We start from the raw sequence: 19,551 nt of genomic DNA on the forward strand, positions 1-19,551 counted from the left end.
GATTTTTAATCAAAACGTTCGCCGACTGTCCTCGGCACATATCGCCATTAAAGTGCAAACCAAACGCCTGTCCAAACAACCTGAAACCACTCATAACCAACTGTTTTTAAAGAGGAAATAAAAGTACGCACAGGAATTTTGAAAAGTGCAGATTTAAGAGAAGAGAAAGAGAAAAAGGCCCCAAAATGGTCAAAAATGGGCATTTTTAAGGTTTTTGCCAGTGCAGAAATTAAACGACCAAAAAACAACAAAAGGCGAGATAGGCAAGACAAAAACCCACCCCCCAAAACGACAAAAAGCCCTATAAAAATAGGGCTTTCTGAAGATGGCGCGCTCGGTAGGATTCGAACCTACGACCGCCTGGTTCGTAGCCAGGTACTCTATCCAGCTGAGCTACGAGCGCGTTGTTCACTTTTCAATTCTGGCGGTGAGGGAGGGATTCGAACCCTCGATACGTTTCCGTATACACACTTTCCAGGCGTGCTCCTTCGGCCACTCGGACACCTCACCGTTGCTGCTGTTCGCGTCTGTTGCTGCGAACGGAGCCGTACTTTATAGCAGGACTGTCTGAAAGGCAAAGCCAAAATGCGCTTTTTTTCTACTTTAAGAGTAATTACCTAAACGGGCAAACGACCGATCCTGCACTAACGTCTTAAAATCCAGCGCCAGACCAATGCAGGATGAACAGCCGCTGACCAGCACATTTTCAATGCTTTATTCCTGAATGAACTGCTGATCAGACTCAATGGCTATATCGCTCCCCAGGTCAGCCGTTTCCAGGGTCTGCCTGGGCAGCTCTTTTTTAACGCGTACACCCAGATTCAAGAACTGATCTGCCTGGGATATCAGATTGCCCCGGCCATACTTCAAGGTTCCCATAGCGTCATCATAAGTGCTTCTGGCACTGGTCAGTTGCTGATCCAGCTTTTCCATCTTTTCAACAAAAATACGCAGTTTGTCGTACACCTGGCGAGCCTTGTCAGCCAGCTTTCGGGCATTGGCGTTTTGTCTTTCAATGGTCCAGAGGTTAGACACTGTTCTGAGTGTGGCCAGAAGTGTGGTGGGTGTCACCACCACAATGCGCTTCTCAAAAGCTTCATTGAATAATTGTTGGTCATGCTGGAAGGCCACCATAAAAGCCGGCTCAACAGGCATAAACATAAAGACGAAGTCCGGCGCTTTAACCTCTGGCAACGAAGGATAATCTTTTTCGTTAAGACTGCGGATGTGGTTCCGGATGCTCTGTATATGTCGTTTCAAGGCGGCTTCACGCTCAGCATCGGTTTCGCCATTGACGTAACTCAGGTAGTCCACCAGCGAGACTTTCGAGTCAATAATCAGGTGCTTTTGCTCGGGTAAATAAACGACAAAGTCAGGACGCTTGTTCTGGCCTTCCTCATCTTTGAAGTTGGCTTCCCGCTCATACTCCTGTCCCTTGATCAGGCCGCTGCTTTCTAAAATCTTTTCAACCTGTAACTCACCCCAGTTGCCCTGTAACTTCTTATCGCCCTTCAACGCTCTGGCAAGATTGCCTGCTTCATCGGTGATCTTCTGGTTGAGATTATGGAGAGTCTCCAGCTGCTGTTTTAGGGCCGCTCGACCTTCGTTGTCCGCTTTGCTGGCTTCTTCAACCTTGTTTCGAAACTCGCCCAGTTGTTCCTTAAAAGGTTTCAGCAGGTTTTCCAGACCCGCCTGGTGCTGCTGTGAAACCGATTGGCTCTTGGCTTCCAGAATCTCATTGGCGAGATTGCCAAATTCTTCTTTGAGTACCTGTTTATTGTCTTCTAGTTGTCGCAATGACTTTTCATTTTGTAGCTGCTGCTCTTCCAGCCTGACCTTCAATTCCCGAACCTGCTTTTCGGCAGTGAACCGGGCTTCCTGCTCATTCTGCTGTTTCCGCAGACCTTCTTTGAGCAGCTCTTCCCTTTCCTGGACTCTGCGTTTTTCATTATTCAGGAGGGTTTCCAGCTTTGCCAATCCGGCAGCCGCTCTTTGTCTGGCAAAGAGCCAGGATAATCCGGAGCAGATTAAAACCAATAGGACGACCACGGCCATTTCAGTTGCAGACATGCACGCACTCTCATCAGTACAAAATAAACAATTATTGATGAACATTACGGTATTTTGATCGAAATCAACAGTCTGATGGCTATCGTCTATCCCGCCATTTTCGTGTTCCAAAACTGCTTTCTGTCATACTTCGAACGACTGCGATGGGCTGAAAATATAACCTGTCATCCAGTAATAGGTAAAAGCTATAGACAGTATTTGAACGATCAATTATACCCACCGATCAAACAGGCATATTATTTCCATGTCGCCACCAAAAACGGCAGACAACAAAACCGAATGACTACCCACAAGAAGGAATGAGCCATGTCCCTCATTAACACTCAAATCAAGCCGTTCAAAGCAACTGCTTTCCATAATGGCGAGTTCGTTGACGTGACCGAAGAAAGCCTGAAAGGTAAATGGTCAGTTGTCTTCTTCTACCCAGCAGACTTCACCTTTGTTTGCCCGACTGAACTGGGTGATCTGGCTGACCACTACGAACAACTTCAGGCCATGGGTGTTGAAGTGTACTCCGTCTCTACCGACACTCACTTCACTCACAAAGCTTGGCACGACAGCTCTGATACTATCAATAAGATCAAATTCCCAATGATCGGTGACCCAACGGGCCAGATCACTCGCAACTTTGAAGTCATGATCGAAGAAGAAGGTCTGGCACTGCGTGGCTCTTTTGTCATCAACCCTGAAGGTGAGATCAAAGTGGTTGAAACCAACGATCTGGGCATTGGCCGTAACGCCGAAGACCTGGTTCGCAAAATTCAGGCAGCTCAGTTCATCGCAACCCATCCTGGCCTGGTATGCCCAGCTGCATGGCAACCAGGTGAAGAAACTCTGGAACCTTCCCTGGACCTGGTCGGCAAAATCTAAACGGCCTGCGCTCCCTGCTGACGGCAGGGAGCCTGAACCTAATTAAAAAGATCAAGCGAGTCAATCATGCTAGACGCAAACATCAAAAAACAATTGGAAGCTTACTTCCAGAACCTGAAAACACCTGTTGAGATCGTTGTGTCCCTTGATGACTCTGCGAAATCAGAAGAAATGGCCTCACTGGCCAAAGACCTTGAATCACTGTCCAGCCAGATCACCTTACGTGAAGGCGACAATGCCCTGGAAAGAAGACCATCCATGGCGATTCAAGGCCAGGACCAGCGCCCGGCCATCCGTTTTGCCGGTCTGCCCATGGGTCACGAATTTAACTCATTGGTACTGGCCATTCTCCAGAGCGGCGGTCATCCTGCCAAGCTGGAAGCGGGTTTGATCGAGCAGATTAAACAGCTGGAAGGCGAGTTTCATTTTGAAACCTATATCTCCCTGTCCTGCCAGAACTGCCCTGAGGTTGTTCAGGCTCTGAACCTGATGGCGGTCCTGAATCCTGGTATCAGCCACACCATGATCGATGGCGCCTTGTTTCAGGATGAAGTGGATGACAAACAAATCATGGCCGTCCCCGCCGTATTTGTTAACGGCCAGCCATTTGGTCATGGTCGTATGACTACCGCCGAAATCGTTGCCAAACTGGACGTCAACGCTGAAAAACGTACAGCAGACGCTATCAACCAAAAAGATCCTTATGACCTGTTAATTGTCGGTGCCGGTCCGGCGGGTGCGGCCGCCGCTGTTTATGCCGCCCGCAAAGGCATTCGTACTGGTCTGGTAGCCGATCGCTTTGGCGGTCAGGTAATGGATACCATGGCTATTGAAAACTTCATCTCCGTTAAGGAAACCGAAGGTCCAAAACTGGTGGCCAACCTGGAACAACACGTTCTGGACTACGACGTAGATGTCATGACCAACCAGCGCGCCAGCGCCCTGGTTGAAAATAACCGCAGTGCCGGAGAGTTGGTAGAAATCCAACTGGAAAGTGGCGCCAGCCTGAAAAGTAAAACCGTACTGATGGCCACCGGTGCCCGCTGGAGAGAAATGAATGTGCCCGGCGAGCAGGAATACCGCGGCAAAGGAGTTGCTTACTGCCCACACTGTGACGGACCTTTGTTTAAAGGCAAACGTGTTGCCGTCATTGGCGGTGGTAACTCAGGGGTTGAAGCCGCTATTGATTTGGCAGGCATTGTTTCCCAGGTTACGCTGATTGAGTTTGACAGTCAGTTAAGAGCAGACGAAGTACTCCAGCGTAAACTGCGCTCCCTGAAGAACGTCACCATTATTACCAGCGCACTGACCACAAAAGTACTGGGCGATGGTCATAAAGTGAATGGCCTGACCTACAAAGACCGCAATACAGACGACGAAATCAGTTTAGAACTGGAAGGTATTTTTGTTCAGATTGGTCTGGTACCCAATACCGAGTTCCTTAAAGGTGCCATGGAATTAACTCCACGTGGCGAAATTGTGGTTGATGGCCGGGGCGAAACGTCTATTCCAGGTGTTTTTGCCGCCGGGGATGTCACAACCGCACCTTACAAACAAATTATTATTGCCATGGGCAGCGGTGCCAACGCTTCACTGGGGGCTTTTGATTACCTGATCAGAAACAGTTTTGAAGGCGATACTGCTGAAGCGGCCTGATTAATCTATTACTTTTCGCCGGGTCAGGCTTAAGTCTGACCGCCAACCTAGGGCTTCCTGACCTGGCAACTTAATCATCATGTTTTATTTCAGGGTCTGCGTACCAATCAATTTATTCCTGATCTTCCGAAGCGTAATATTCAGCAACCTTTTCATGGGTAGCAACCAGTGCCTGAAGAGTAACGCTCCACATCAGATTAAAGACACCTCCCATGGCCGTTGCATAAGCTAACTGGGCGGCAAAAACCTTAGGGTTTTTAGCGGCAGTAGCAACCAGTTGTCTTAAAATCTCCTGATGGGTTTTACCCAGTATCCGTCCATTGGCGTGGGTTTTAAGAATATTATTGACCAAACCTATCGTTGCCCCCACACCAAACTGTGTTGCCTTCATTTCGACATCACTAAGCTTCCCTTCATCCCGTCGTTTTACCTGCTGCCTGTCCATTGAATCCATGCTAAACATCAGCAGAGTGGAAAGACAATTGCTTGTCACTCCTCGAAAAGACGATGTCAGCGTTGTTTTGAAATCCTGTTGCAGAATAGTTTTAAATCCCTGCGCTTTTTTTACACTGCGATCACTCATCTGCTGTTTAATTTGCATCGCTGTAAAAGGCTGGCTGGCTACGGTCATGAGTGTGGCAGTGGTACTGTTGACTGCAAAATTAGCTTTACCCTGGGTGTCTTCAGGCAGTTCCATTGTCGAAGGCACGCCATAAAGCAATTGGGCAGATGCGGTTCGAACCGTATCGGCAATCGCATAACGAGTAACAGTGCGGGCAATGGCCGGAGTCCAGCCAGCCATAGATAAAGCCGCTGTCAACTTAGGCAGCTGACCGGTTTGCTGTGACAGAACCAGTGGCCGGAGCAGGGAGGAAGTCGCCGGTGTATTCAATACAGCAGGAAGCAGCATATTGTCTTTAGCAAACTTACTTACGTACAAAGGTAAAGGAGTACCCTTTGACGGGGTTTCAGGAGCCAGCTCTGTTTTTCGGGATACAAGTGCTGTTTGGCTGCCTGGTTCTGCGTTACTGGCATCAGGAAGGTACTTTGACGATTCAATGTCAGCAGAGGGCTTATTTTCAGGTGAGACAGTACTCAGGCCCGGTTGTGGCTGTGTGGTGGCTGTTAGTGGATCCATTTATCAACTCCCTTTGAACAAATAATAATTACTCTGAGTTCCTCGTCGGCAAAAAGTTCATTTTATCGAATGAGCGTAAAACCCCGCACTGCTCGAAATTGGTAGAGTTCTGTAGGCCTCAACGCTTTACCCCTTCTTGATTTTCATTTTTCTCTCATGAACAATCAGTCTTCCAGAGTCGGTTTAATGGCAGCACTTAGTCAGTGATCTGATCGTAATGTGGGTCGTTATCAGGGATAGCGCTGTATCTGGAAATGGAATAACCCTTCAAACAACCCGATACGGTTGGTTAAAGGGTTACATTGGAAGTAATGTTTCAGGATAAAAAATGAAAAGAAGAATAATGAAACCTCTGGCGGTGGGCGTTATGGCGCTGACACTTGCTGGTTGTAAAATCGAACTCTCCGTCGATGGCAACAACCACTGGGTCACAGATCCCGTCTCAATCAGCCTGCCAAACCTGCCTCCCTATCTGCAAACCGTTTCTTTCGAAGGCACTGTCCAACAGAGTGGCAACCGCTTTGTCTTTTCTCATGGGGTGTTATACAGCCTGGGTAAGGGTCGCTACAGTTATATCTCCACCAGCGGTGAAGATGTAGAGATACCGTTTACCATTTCCCATCGAATGTCCCATCGAAAAAAGACGCATCACGGCACTCTGAGGGTGACTAATGTTTCTACCGATCCACTTTATGGTCAGCAGTGGCATCTGACCAATGTCGGGCAAAGTGCCTTCTCACAGAATCAGGAGGGCATGGACGCTTATATTGAATGGTCCAAAGCCTACTTCGGTGTTGACGATGAATACATTGCCAACAACCCGCATCGCTATACTTTCAACCCGGCTCTGCGCGTCGCTGACCAGGACATAAACGCAGCCACTGCTCATGCCATGGGCTATACCGGTAAAGGTATCGTTGTTGCCGTAACCGACACGGGCTTGGAAAGTACCCATGAAGATCTGGTTGACAACTATCGGGCAGAAGGTTCCTTCAACTTTGTTGAAAAAGACTCCAATGATCCGACCAATATTTACGACAGCATGGGTGACCACGGTACCAGTGTAGGAGGCTTGATTGCTGCTTCTGCGGGTAATGGTCTGGGTGGCCGGGGTGTTGCTCCGCAAGCCACTCTGCTGGGTCAGAACTTCCTGAAAAACCAGACCGATGAAGCGATGGCCACTATTCATGGTATGTACGAAGGGGCTGATCAGGACGTTATCAACAAAAGCTGGGGTTCAACTCTGTTTATCCAGACCAACGGCGTTATCCATGATACTGAAGTAGACGGCTACATTGATGCTTATCCAGCCCTGAATCTCAGAGAGGGTAAAGGTGCCGTTGTCGTTAAATCGGCTGGTAACAGTTTCAATGACTCAGACTTGTCTGAGAGTTACTTCAGGCTGGGTCTGGGTCTTTGTGCAGTGAACGGGGCCAATGCCAATGGCCTGACCTGCTCTAATGCTTCTATTAACTCAGGTAACAACCATCCTTATCAGATGGTCGTAGGTTCCAACAATGCTGACGGCACACACACCAGCTATTCTACCGCGGGCTCTGCCCTATGGGCTTCTGCACCCTCGGGGGAGTACGGTTTCCGTGAGCCTGCTATGATCACTACTGACCAGAGTAACTGTGAACTCGGCTACAGTGGTTCTGCAAATGAAAACTTCTACCTGAATGTTTACCAGGGCTACCCATACGGCAAAATGTACCCACTCAATGGTGTCAACTCAGAGATCAGTGCTGAATTGGATCCCGGCTGTAACTACGTTCAGACCTTCAATGGCACCTCTTCTGCTGCACCGAACACCTCGGGCGTTACCGCTCTGATTCTGGAAGCGAACAATAATCTCAGCTGGCGTGATGTGAAGTACATCATTGCTTCTACAGCCGACCAGATTGCCCCTAAAGATCCACAGGTTGTCCTACCGGTAGGTAACAGTAACTACGTGGCTCACGACGGCTGGGTCACCAATGCGGCCGGTTATTCTTTCAATAACCTGTTTGGATTTGGTCGTGTTAATGCCGGTGCCGCTGTGAAGATGGCTAAAACTTACGACGACTATCTGGGTACTTATACCAGTTCTGGCTGGATTGATGCCAAAGCCGATGTAACCGTTCCCGACAACAATGCTAAGGGGGTGACTCACAGCATCCGGGTCAACAACTGGCGTGGTATTGTTGAAGAAGTTCAGATCCGTGTCACCCTGTCTAACGACAGTGTTATTACAGACCTGCAAAAAGAAGGGCTGAAAAAAGCCTCTACAATCGGTAGCGATACCGCCTTTGAGCTGACTTCCCCCTCTGGCACCAAGAGCATCATGATGACTGCTCGTACCGGTACGTTTGCTTCCTACGACTGGGTGTTTGGTGTGACCCCAGCGAACGAAACATTCATGTACAAGGACATGATGTTGCTCAGCAACGCCTTCTACGGTGAGCGTGCTGGCGGAACCTGGACTCTGCGCGTCATTGATACCAACGGCAAGGACATTCCGTCGCTGAACCCGGAAGTGACTTTTGTGAACAACTCGGTGGACTCTACACTGGATACATGGGGTATCACCTTTTATGGCGAACACTTTGCTCATGAACTGGTAGGGGAGAAGTAACCGTGGGAATCCAAACAATAAAGAAAACAAGCCTGATACTACTAACGACTTGCGTCGTATCAACCTCAGCAGTCGCCAATAAGGAATTACCTGTGGACAACGCAGGGAGTCCCCCGAACTCAAGCCAGCAGGCTGCTCAGAATCTGGTCACACTGAACAATCGCAGCTTTGTTGTGAATGCTCCTGTTGCTCGCACCTTCTCGCTTAATGCTGAAACGGCCAGACCGGCTGTCACCAAAGGCATGACTCTGACCAGCAAACTGACCGGTCAATCGGTCAAGGTCACCGGACGTTTTACGGTTCTGCTGGACAAGGGAGTGGATGCTACTGAGTTCGCTGCAAAGCACGGTTTGAGCCTGCACAAGCGGATGGGAAGTTCTCGCCTGGCAATCTTTGAAGCAGCAGATTCCGTAGATCTTCTGGCTTTGGACGCACAATTGCGTGCATCGTCAGGCCTTTCTTCCGTAAGGATCGAACTGCTGGAAAACCTCAATCAGCCGCTTTAAGGGCTGCCCCCCAAGCCTGACGGATGTAAGTCAGGCTCTTTAAAAAAATATACCTAAATACTCGTTCTCCCATGCAGAAAGTACGCCCTACTTCTACACTTTAGGATTTTGTACGAACGGCAACGGGCGATGATAAAAAAGTTTACGGTCAATAATAAGAGCAATGCCCTATCAATCAAGCTTTCTACTCAGCTCCGAGGTAGTGGTATGACGACTCGCCCCAATGCATTAGGCCTTGCTGTAGCCATTGCCATCGGCTCCTCTCTCATTAGTACACAGGCACAGGCCGATCGCATACTTCAGACAACGTTTGTCGGTATTCGCAGCGATGAACAAACGGAGCTTTTCCAGACTGAGGCCGTAGTTAAGCCGACTTTAGATGATAACCAGCAGCCAATACCTAAATCCTTTACCACCACCTACCCTGACCGGGCTCCATACGACGCGAACCATTTTATTCCTACTTTCATAGACAGCCTTTCTGGCAGTAACAAAGCCATTTCCATGGTTGACCTGTTTGAAACAGACGAGAATGATGCGGCCAGGAAATACACCAAAATCCTGAAGGTGCGTAATCAGGGCATCTTCAGGTTCACCCATAACCTTGAACAAGAAGAGCTGGTCATTGAAGTCAGGACCGGAATGACCGGTCAGGATTCTCTTGAGGCTGTGGATGATGAAATGGATTTCACGGAATCACTGGAACCCTTATCAAAAATTGCCAGACCCGATATATTCGACGAATTGCTCTCAGCGGCCAGAAACAGAGCAGGAAAACTCGGCACCAATGATGACTATACTGCCCTTGCCACCATTAAAGTAGACAAGGTTAAAGTCGATGGGCGCACCTTCATGCGTCTTATCTCAGGGGGTGACCAGCCTCCTGAACTCAAGCGCCTGGGCCAATCGCTCTTTATCAATGATGAGGCGCTGCTGGCAGCAGCCACCTCCGCCTATTTTCAGGTTCATGTCCTGAAGCAGGACTTACAACAGCAGGCTCTTAATGAACTGTTAGCGCACAGCAAACCGGTCGGATATGTTGTACATGTCGAAGATGACACTCAGATTTACCCAGTGCCCGAGGGCTATCCAAAGCTGGAAGTAACAGAAGCACCGGGGGAAGTTATTGTTTTCCGTGGCCAGACACAGTATCCGTCCGATGTCGCTTTTATAGAAAACCTCCATGTTCTCTGGAAAAAATTGTTGGATACTGAACCCGTCGATGCAGTAGAGACACAGGTTGAAAGCTATGACACCACAAGCTACCGATACGTCCTTCGGAGCAGGCAGATGGCACTGCTGGAAGAATCAGCGGCTTATTACCAACACAACGATTACTTTAAACTCTATACACTGTGGAGGATTGCATACTATGAATACCTTTATCAGGCATTGACCAGTGCTACACCGTATCATGCCTATACCTTTAAATTCGCATTGGGACACATCAGAGCCGCTTCGTCGGTTATCACACCCACCTGGTTACAGTTTCAACTCGAAAGACACTTCAGCTTCAACCCCGTAATCAAAAACATTCTGAACAATCAATGCTTTGTTGAATCGTTAAGGTCCGCCGTCAACATGATTACCAGCAAAACCAGCGTCAATCATTTTGGAGATCTTGCGGACGAAGGACAGTTTACTGCCAAAGTCATGGGCGACATGGCCGAGCAACTGCCTGAAATGTACGACAGGCTGGAAGATTTACAGATAAAAGAAGCCAAACTCCTCCGCCTTAAAAATCAGTTGCAGCAAACGGCAGTTCCAGAGGCCACCCAACACATCGAAGATGAGCTGGCAACGCTTCGTGCCGAGCAGGAAATCCTGAAAAACCAGGAACAACAACTTCAGGAGGAGAGCAAAAGCATTCCGGGCCTGAAAGAACAATTCCTTAATGCCAGAAATCTTTACCATTCTAAAAGAGCAACAGGAACAGAAGAGCCAGAGCCGGACCTGCAACAACAGGAAGAATTAACCGATAAGGCCATCTGGAACAAACTGGCTAACCCTGATGCCCGGCAACATCATCTCAAGCATCTGCAAAAGCTGGAAAAACGTAAAAAATGGTTGCAGGAACTTGAGCAGGAAATCGATGGAACGCTAAAACTGAGAGAAGAGGTTAGTGATCCTATAGAGGCAACCATAGGAAAGTACAACGATCAATTGGCAAAGGCGCTTAATATTGACGACTGGGATGAGACCGATTATTCAATTGAAGCAGGAACTGAATTCATCGGAATGAAAATGGAGGAAATCAGCAAACCGAGGCAGCCTCCGAATGAGGCTGTAAAAAGCATACTGGCGTCCATTGAAAGCAAGCACGATATTACTCCAGACAATGAAAACGACCTGGCTGCCCGATTTCAGTCCATTCAGCAGCATCTGGAACAAAAGATAGCCCTGGTCGAGGGGGCCATCCTCAACAGACTGGCTGAATTTGAAAGCCAGCTCGACCTTCCGGATAACAATGAGCACCTGGAATACCGTCAACACATCCTTAAACAGCACCTGAGGAAACAGATAGCTCAGGTCGAGCAAGAGCATTTTCAGCAACTGGGCAGCAGAACGGAAGCTGAAAAAATAGCTGCAACCCAAGATCGCTTTGCAATCATTGCCAAACACTTAAACCTTAAGGGTTTTAATAGCGATGCAGATTTTGAGATTCAGCAAGAACTCCTGCTTGAAACAATCAACGCAATGATGGCTGAAAAAGACAGTGTGGACCAACAAATTAAGACAATGACTCATGAGCTAGACAGGGAGAATTTAAAGACAACCGAATGGTTCTCCGAGCTTGCAGAGCTGAAATCAGAACTGGAAGACATGAGAACACCGGGGCACCCCAAAATCATGTCTGAAGTATTGGGCAAACTTAGTGCCGTGGCAAGTATTCTGAAGACAGTGGACTTTGATAACGATGACGATGTATACCTCCGTCGTCAGGTCATTTCCAACCTCTTGCAGACACACATCGTAGAAGCCAGACAGCGGTCAGAACGTGAGGCTCTGGAAACTCTTAAAGACTTTGAACGATATTTCAAAGTCAAAATCAATAAAGGGGATGACAAAGCGACAAGACTTCGTGCAGTTCGTACAAAGCTTGATTACCACAGTTTCTCTAAATACCTGATGGACGATAGCAATAAAAAGCTTTGGAAAGATGACAGTCCAGCTATGAAGGATCTTCAGGGGGAAGACAGGATTCGTGCACGCCTCACCTATAAAGTCGAAGAATCGGATCAGCGAGCCATAGAAAAACAGACTGAATATCTTCTGGCTATAGAACACGAGCTGAATATCGAGCCTCAAAGCCTTGACGCTAATAAGCGTAAGGCAGTCATTGATAATGAACTTGACCGACAAGTAGCCCGCTTGGGGCCTAAACCCCGATTCGTTCTTGATCGTGAGGTGGCCCAAGCCAGGCAGGCATTAAAAGGCGCGGAAAGCTATCTGGAGGAGGATCTTGATATTGCTGAAAAAGACCTTGGCCTTAAATCCGCTCCTTCTGACACTCATAGGCAACGGTTTATTGCCGTGTTACAAAAATGGTCGAAAATGGCCAGTCCTGACCTTACCATCGGCGAGGACGAGTCCGACCAACTGGTTAAGCAATATTCCCGTTGGATGAAGAAGATTACAGCCAGGCTGGAGAACATTGATAGAATAAAGAAAGACCTACAGACTGCCGAAGAAGCCGTCAAAAAGGACGGTGGCTCCTTCCAGTACCCGCCGAAACAAGTACAAGTTCTGAAAGAAATTCACGCATTCACACAGCACCCTCTTAAAAAACAAGCTCTGCAAGCCACCATTGGCCTGTTAAAAGCATTAGAGGAAAACAGTGAATTAGGAGTACCATCCATTAGCTATTTTGACGATGAATGGGCACCGGTTCACTTCCATGCGCGAATGGAAAACACACTGACGCTTGAACAGACCAGCCGGATTGTGGAAGTTTTCAGGAGCCTGAAGACGGTTCCCCCGGATCCCTCTGTGTTTAAAGAAGCTGACCCCCAGAATCTCATCAAAACAGCCAGACATCTGGCGGAAAGAGCATTGAAGTACCTAGACGAGGGGCCAAAAGAATACAACGAAAAAATTCTCGGCATGGGCTCAGTCTTCTTCGAGCATCAACCATGGGACTTGAAAAGCTTCTCGGAATACTTCGAAACCCATTCTGCCACCGGTAACAAGATCATAACTCTGCTGCGTGAAGGTCTGATCAGCAAGGTTGAACTTGAGCACTACATAAAGGCCGTCAGAGGTATAGACGGTTATCAGATAGTGGCTGAATTTGAACACTTCCTTGGTGATAAACACGGCGTCAAGGTGGCTGAGTTCAAGGATGTTCTCCGGGATCTGCCGGATGAAAGCGCTGAGGCATTCATGCAAAGTGCCTTTGCGCCAGTGACTGTCACGGCAATCGGTCCGGCAGGCATGGAAGAATCCGTTGCTGGCATGAAAGAGTACGCAGCGGCGATCATCGCCAACTATGTTCTTGACGACATTGCCTTTGAAAACGGTCGCAAGACGGCCACCTTCCTGACCCATCTTCAGGACACCCTGACACCTTATGCCAATGTTGCGGGAATCTCTGAGTCAGAATTTATCATGGCTATCCATGACACCTTGATGCAAGCCCATGTCGCAGCTTTTGGACGACAGTTGTTTGATTACTGGCTCAAACCTTCCGCTTCTCTGGTACAGGCCGTTACCTGGTACTACTCCAATTACAGACCCCTGCTGGCGACCCGTAATGCCCAGCAGGCTACCGAGCAGTCCCTCGTGAACATGGCGTATCTCTATCTTCTGGATCTGACCAACCGGGGTGATTATCTGCACCGGATGTTGACACCTTTCCAGCACTGGCTGGAACACTATGGTGTTGATACTGACCGAACCGGGCAATATGCCTACCACAGCAGAATTGAACAAATCGCTGAAGTGGGAGGGCTGGCCATGCCATTGGGCAAGGCCGCCTCCTCGGCGATTCTGTTGAAAACCGCTTCCGAACTGTTTACCAGACAATACAACGCTAACCCCCAGATGTATCGCAGCATTTTCCGTCTGGTGCCAGAAATGCTGAATTCCATGGATTTCGGACAAGGAGTGCAAGTACCACTGCTGCACCGGGTGACACCACGAACAGTAAAAACCCTGGCCTCTGCCATGGCCGGTCAGGTGCTGGGCCCGGTAGTCACTGTCGGAGCATACGCCCACGGTCTTATATCCGGGTTTACCTACGCCCAAACCTTCGGCTTTGCCCTGACCTCAAGTCTCGCTTTCGACTTCTTTATGAACGACAACAAGCTGCTCACTCAATGGCTGGCTGGCCCCCTGGGCCGAAGTCTTGACAGGATTAACCGCTGGCGGGGCGTAGGTGAAACGGACGATGACTATGTGAAACGCACGGCGATTGCCAGTCCTCAAGGCTTCAATGAAACCGATGAAGCCTATGCCAACCGTGTGAAAGCCAGCAACAAGATGTACGGCTGGACACGGCACGAAAATTACCTGCAGTTCCGCGAACGCCGTGATCGCACCATGAAACTGTATGAGAATGGCTGGGAGCAATACTTTAAAAACAATGTACCTAAATGGTCGTTCTCACACGCAAAAAGTATTCCTTACTCCTACACTCTTGGGATTTTCTACAAACAGCAACAGGGCGATGATCAAACCGTTCACAATAAGAACAATGCCCAATCAAGCTTTCTACTGAACTCTGAGGTAGTGGAATGACCAATGCTTGCCCCAACGCATTAGGCCTTGCAGTGGCCATTGCCATCAGCGCTTCCTTCATCAGTACACAGGCACTGGCCGAGCGCAGGCTTCAGACAAAGTTTGCCGGTATTGGGAACAATAAACAAACGGAGCTTTTCCAGAGTGAGGCCGTAGTTAAGCCGACTCTGGATGATAACCAGCAGCCAATACCTAAATCCTTTACCACCACTTACCCTGTCCGGGATCCATACAGTGAACACCATAGTTTTCCTATTTTCATAGACATTATGTCCAACAACGCTGGCGTTTCCATTGTTGACCTGTTTGAAACAGACGAGAATGACGCTGCCCTGAAATACACCAAAATCCTGAAAGTGGGTGATGAGGGCGTCTTCAGGTTCAGCCATAACCTCGAACAAGAAGAACTGGTCATTGAAGTCAGGGCCGGAATGACCGATCAGGATTCGGTTGAGGCTTTGCGTGACGAAACCAGCATGGACACACTGGAACCCTTATCAGAAATTGCCAGACCCGATGCTGTATTCCACGAAGTACTCAAACTTGCCAAAGACAGAGCAGGAAAACTCGGCGCAAGTGATGACTATATCGCCCTTGCCACCCTTGATGTAGACAAGATTGAAGTCAAGGGGCGTACCTTCATGCGTCTTATCTCAGGGGGTGACCAACCTCCTGAACTCAAACGACTGGGCCAATCGCTCTTTGTCAATGATGAGGCGCTGCTGGCAGCAGCCAACTCTGCCTATTTTCAGGTTCATGTTCTGGAACAGGATATACAACAGCAGGCTCTTAATAGACTGTTAGCACACAGCAAACCGGTCGGGTATGTTGTGCACGTCGAAGATGACACGCAAATTTACCCTGTGCCCGAGGGCTATCCAAAACTGGAAGTAACAGAAGCTACGGGGGAGGTGATTGTTTTCCGTGGCCAGATACAGTATCCGCCCGATGTTCAGGAGGAGAGCAAAAGAATTCCGGGCCTGGAAGAACCATTCCGTAATGCCAGAAATCTTTACAATTCTAAAGGAGCAACAAGAACAGAAGAGCCAGAGCCGGACCTGCAACAACAGGAAGAATTAACCAATAAGGACATCTGGAACAAACTGGCTAACCCTGAAGCCCGACTACATCATCTTGAGCATCTGCAAAAGCTGGAAAAACGTAAAAAATGGTTGCAGGAACTTGAGCAGCAAATCCATCGAACGCTAAGGCTGAGAGAAGACGTTCGTGATCCTATATGGAAAACCATAGGAAAGTACAACGAGCAACTGGTCGATGCGCTTAATATGGACCACTGGCATGAGACCGATTATTCAGATGAAGAACTCATCGACCTCATCGGAGAGAAAATTCATGAAATCAACAGACCGGGCCAGCCTCCGAATGAGGCGGTAAATGAGGCTGTAAATGAGGCTGTAAAAAACGCACTGGCCTCTATTGAAAGCAAGCACGATATTACTCCAGACAATGAAAACGATCTGGCTGCCCGATTTCAGTCCATTCGGCAGTGCCTGAAACAGCAAATGGAACAAGAGACAGCTCTGATTGAGGAGGTCATCCGCGACAAAGTGGCTGAGTTTGAAAGTCAGCTCGAACTTTCGAATAACAATTATCACCTGGGATACCGTAAATGCGCCCTTAAACAGCACCTGCGGCAAGAGATAGCTCAGACCAGGCAAGAATACCTTCAGCAACTGGACATCAGAACAGAAACTGAAAAAATAGCGGCAACCAAAGCTCGCTTTGCAACCATTGCCAGACACTTAAAGCTTGATGGTTTTGATAGCGATGCAGATCTTGAGATTCAGCAACAACGCCTGCTTGAAACCATTAACACAGTGATTGCTGAAAAAGAAAGTCTGGATCAACAACTTAAGGCAGTGCATCGTCAGCTCGGCACGCAATATACAAAGATGTCTAAACAGCTCTACGAGCTTGAAGAGCTGGAATCAGAACTGGAAGACATCAGGACACCAGGGCACCCCAAAGCCATGCCTGAAATAGCGAGCAAACTTCGTGCCGTGGGAGCTATTCTGATGCCGGAGTGGTTTTATCCAGAGGACGATGTGTACCGCAATCATCGGGCCATTTCTAACTACTTGAGGATATACATCAGAGAAGCCACACAGCCGTCAGAGGAAGAGGGTGACAAAGCGACAGGACTTGGCGAACGGGACCAGTGGGTCAGAAAACAAAAGACAGAGCGCCTCGATGCTATAGAAGAGGTGCTGAATATCAACCCTTTTGAAAACCCTGCCACTATAGAAAGAGGCAAAAAGTTGATGGCTCAGCTGGCCGGTGATCTGCAGATAGCGCTTAAAGACGACGCCGACCTGCCTGAACAGTCCGATGCGCTAAGAATCAAAATTGAGGAACTACAGAATGAAGTAGACAAAACCTATGAAGATGAACAGGCCAGGAGAGTCTGGAACCAACAAATGGCTCATCAACTCAACATTGAAGACTATAGAGACGATGCCACGATCGACGACCAGAATCGTCTGATTGAAGCAAAACTCCAAAAACTGGGTCGGAACGTTTTCAAAGCATCTTATCCTTATCCCAACATTAATGAGCGTGTCGCAGCCATTACTAATGAGCTTGACAGACAAATTGCCCGCCCGGGGCCTAAACCCCGATTCGTTCTTGATCGTGAGGCGGCCGGAGCCAGGCAGACAGCAAAGCGAACTGAACGCTGGCTGAAGAAGCTGCTTGACGTTACTGAAGAAGACATGGACCTTAAATCTGCCTCTTCTGACACTCATGAACAACGGGTTACTGCCCTGAGAAACAAGTGGCTGCAACTGGGCGATGCGCAACTGACTAAGAAACAGGCCCATGTGAAAGACATTATTGAAACCAGACTAATACAATTTGAGCAAGCGAGGGAAGCCCTGCAGGCTGCCGAAGAAGCCATCGAAAAGGACGGTGGTTCCTACCAATACACGCTGCAACAAGCAAAAGTCCTGAAAAACATTTACGCATTCACGAAGCACCCTCTCAAAAATCAAGCTCTGGAAATTACCATTGGTCTGATAAAAGCAGCAGTGGAAAACAATAAGAACATGCCAGCCTTTGCCAATCTCGATTTTGACGATGACTTGGCACCGATTCACTTGCAGGCACGAATGGGAGACACATTGACGTTTAAACAGGCCAGCGAGGCTGTGGAATTTTTCAAGGGCCTGAAGACGACCTTCCCGGAAACCTCTACGTATCAATATTATTCCCATAAGATCATCAGAGAAGTCGAACATCTGGCGACAAAAGCATGGATTTTCTTAGACGATGGGCCAGAAGAATACGACCAGGAAATTCACCGCATGGGCTCGGATGGCCTTCACTTCCTCAAACATCAACCAGGGGACCTAAAAAGCTTCTCGGAATACTTCGAAACCCACTCTGCCACCGGAAACAAGATCATAACTCTGCTGCGTGAAGGTCTGATCAGCAAGGTTGAACTTGAGCACTACATCAAGGCCATCAGAGGTGTAGACGGTGATCAGACAGTGGCTGAATTTAAACACTTCCTTGGTAATAAACACGGCGTCAATGTGGCTGAGTTCAAGGAGGCTATCCAGAAGCTGTCCGATGAAAGTGCAGAGGCATTCATGCAAAGTGCCTTTACGCCCGTGGCGGTCACGGCAACCGGTCCGGCAGGCATGCAAGAATCGGTGGCTGGCCTGAAAGAGTACACGACGGCAATCATCGCCAACTATTTTCTTGACGACATTGCCTTTGACAACGGTCGCAGGACGGCAGCCTTCCTGAGCAATCTTCAGGACACCCTGACACCTTATGCCAATGCTGCGGGAATCTCTGAGTCAGAATTTATCATGGCTATCCATGACACCTTGATGCAAGCCCATGGCACCGCTTTTGGACGACAGTTGTTTGATTACTGGATCAAACCTTCCGCCTCTCTGGTACAGGCCGTCACCTGGTACTACGCCAGTTACAAACCTCTGCTGGCGACCCGTAATGCCCTGGAGGCTACCTGGCAGTCCCTCGCCAACATGGCGTATTTCTATCTTCTGGATCTGACCAACCGGGGCGATTATCTGCACCGGATGTTGATACCTTTCCAGCACTGGCTCGAACACTATGGTGTTGATACTGACCGAACCGATCGGTATGCCGAACACAGCAGAATTGAGCAAATCGCTGAAGTGGGTGGGCTGGCCATGCCATTGGGCAAAGCTGCTTCCTCGGCGATTCTGCTGAAAACCGGCTCCGAACTGTTTACCAGACAGTACAATGCCAACCCCCGGATGTATCGCAGCATTTCCCGTCTGGTGCCTGAAATGGTGAAATCCATGGGCTCCAGACAAGGGATTCAAGTACCACTGCTGCACCGGGTGACACCAAAAACAGTGAAAACGCTGGCCTCTGCCACGACCGGCCTGATGCTGGGCCCCATTGCCACTGTCGGAGCATACGCCCACGGTGTTATATCCGGGTTTACTTTCGCCCAAACCTTAGGATTTACCCTGACGTCAAGTCTCGCGTTCGACTTCTTTATGAACGACAACAAGCTGCTCACTCAATGGCTGGGTGGCCCCCTGGGCCGAAGTCTTGACAGGATTAACCGCTGGCGGGGCGTAGGTGAAACGGACGATGACTATGTGAAACGCACGGCGATTGCCAGTCCTCAAGGCTTCAATGAAACCGATGAAGCCTATGCCAACCGTGTGAAAGCCAGCAACAAGATGTACGGCTGGACACGACACGAGAATTACCTGCAGTTCCGCGAACGCCGTGATCGCACCATGAAACTGTATGAGAAGGGCTGGGAGCAATACTTTAAAAACAATGTACCTAAATGGTCGTTCTCCCACGCAGAAAGTGTTCCTTACACCTACACTCTCGGGTTTCTCTACCAATCGCAACGGGGCGATGATCAAACAGTTCACAACAAGAACAATGCCCCCTCAATCAAGCTTTCTACTGAACTCTGA

Annotated in this window: 9 protein-coding genes and 2 tRNA genes; 6 read left to right on the top strand and 5 right to left on the bottom strand. The window is 48.7% G+C overall.

The genetic code is table 11. The annotated features are described in order from the left end of the window. Positions 1-47 precede the first annotated feature (47 nt). The 4 genes from K7B67_RS17840 to rmuC all read right to left on the bottom strand — a co-directional run bounded on the left by K7B67_RS17840 (position 48) and on the right by rmuC (position 2,070). On the bottom strand, positions 48-272 hold the full coding sequence (locus K7B67_RS17840) for a hypothetical protein (RefSeq protein ID WP_252177228.1): 225 nt from the start codon (positions 270-272) through the stop codon (positions 48-50). Positions 273-326: 54 nt separating this feature from the next. Then, positions 327-403: transfer RNA gene (locus K7B67_RS17845), tRNA-Arg, on the bottom strand. Positions 404-422: 19 nt separating this feature from the next. After that, a tRNA-Ser gene (locus K7B67_RS17850) sits at positions 423-510 on the bottom strand. 204 nt (positions 511-714) lie between these two features. Then, positions 715-2,070 (bottom strand): DNA recombination protein RmuC, encoded by a 1,356-nt coding sequence (gene rmuC / locus K7B67_RS17855; RefSeq protein WP_252177229.1) that lies wholly within the window; start codon positions 2,068-2,070, stop codon positions 715-717. Positions 2,071-2,376: 306 nt separating this feature from the next. Between rmuC and ahpC the strand changes: the two genes are divergently transcribed. Further along, on the top strand, positions 2,377-2,940 hold the full coding sequence (gene ahpC / locus K7B67_RS17860; RefSeq protein WP_252177230.1) for an alkyl hydroperoxide reductase subunit C: 564 nt from the start codon (positions 2,377-2,379) through the stop codon (positions 2,938-2,940). Positions 2,941-3,006: 66 nt separating this feature from the next. Next, positions 3,007-4,596 (top strand): alkyl hydroperoxide reductase subunit F, encoded by a 1,590-nt coding sequence (gene ahpF, locus K7B67_RS17865; protein ID WP_252177231.1) that lies wholly within the window; start codon positions 3,007-3,009, stop codon positions 4,594-4,596. A 112-nt stretch (positions 4,597-4,708) separates the two neighbouring features. Here ahpF and K7B67_RS17870 read toward each other — a convergent pair whose 3' ends face one another. After that, positions 4,709-5,734: a hypothetical protein gene (locus tag K7B67_RS17870; protein ID WP_252177232.1), complete on the bottom strand. Its 1,026-nt coding sequence runs from the start codon at positions 5,732-5,734 to the stop codon at positions 4,709-4,711. A 328-nt stretch (positions 5,735-6,062) separates the two neighbouring features. On the opposite strand from K7B67_RS17870, the gene K7B67_RS17875 reads away from it, so the two are divergent. The 4 genes from K7B67_RS17875 to K7B67_RS17890 all read left to right on the top strand — a co-directional run bounded on the left by K7B67_RS17875 (position 6,063) and on the right by K7B67_RS17890 (position 19,551). Then, positions 6,063-8,348, top strand: coding sequence for a S8 family serine peptidase (locus K7B67_RS17875; protein WP_252177233.1), 2,286 nt, complete (start codon positions 6,063-6,065; stop codon positions 8,346-8,348). Positions 8,349-8,350: 2 nt separating this feature from the next. Continuing rightward, positions 8,351-8,854 carry a hypothetical protein gene (locus K7B67_RS17880; protein ID WP_252177234.1) on the top strand — a complete coding sequence of 168 codons (504 nt, stop codon included), beginning with the start codon at positions 8,351-8,353 and terminating at the stop codon, positions 8,852-8,854. A 207-nt stretch (positions 8,855-9,061) separates the two neighbouring features. Beyond that, a complete protein-coding gene (locus K7B67_RS17885) occupies positions 9,062-14,593 on the top strand; it encodes a hypothetical protein (protein WP_252177235.1) in 5,532 nt (1,843 codons plus the stop codon). Next, positions 14,590-19,551, top strand: coding sequence for a hypothetical protein (locus tag K7B67_RS17890; protein WP_252177236.1), 4,962 nt, complete (start codon positions 14,590-14,592; stop codon positions 19,549-19,551). The genes K7B67_RS17885 and K7B67_RS17890 overlap by 4 nt, the downstream gene beginning before the upstream one ends.

Origin of the sequence: Endozoicomonas sp. 4G (genome assembly GCF_023822025.1) — a bacterium.
In the GTDB taxonomy this organism is placed as follows: Bacteria; Pseudomonadota; Gammaproteobacteria; order Pseudomonadales; family Endozoicomonadaceae; genus Endozoicomonas_A.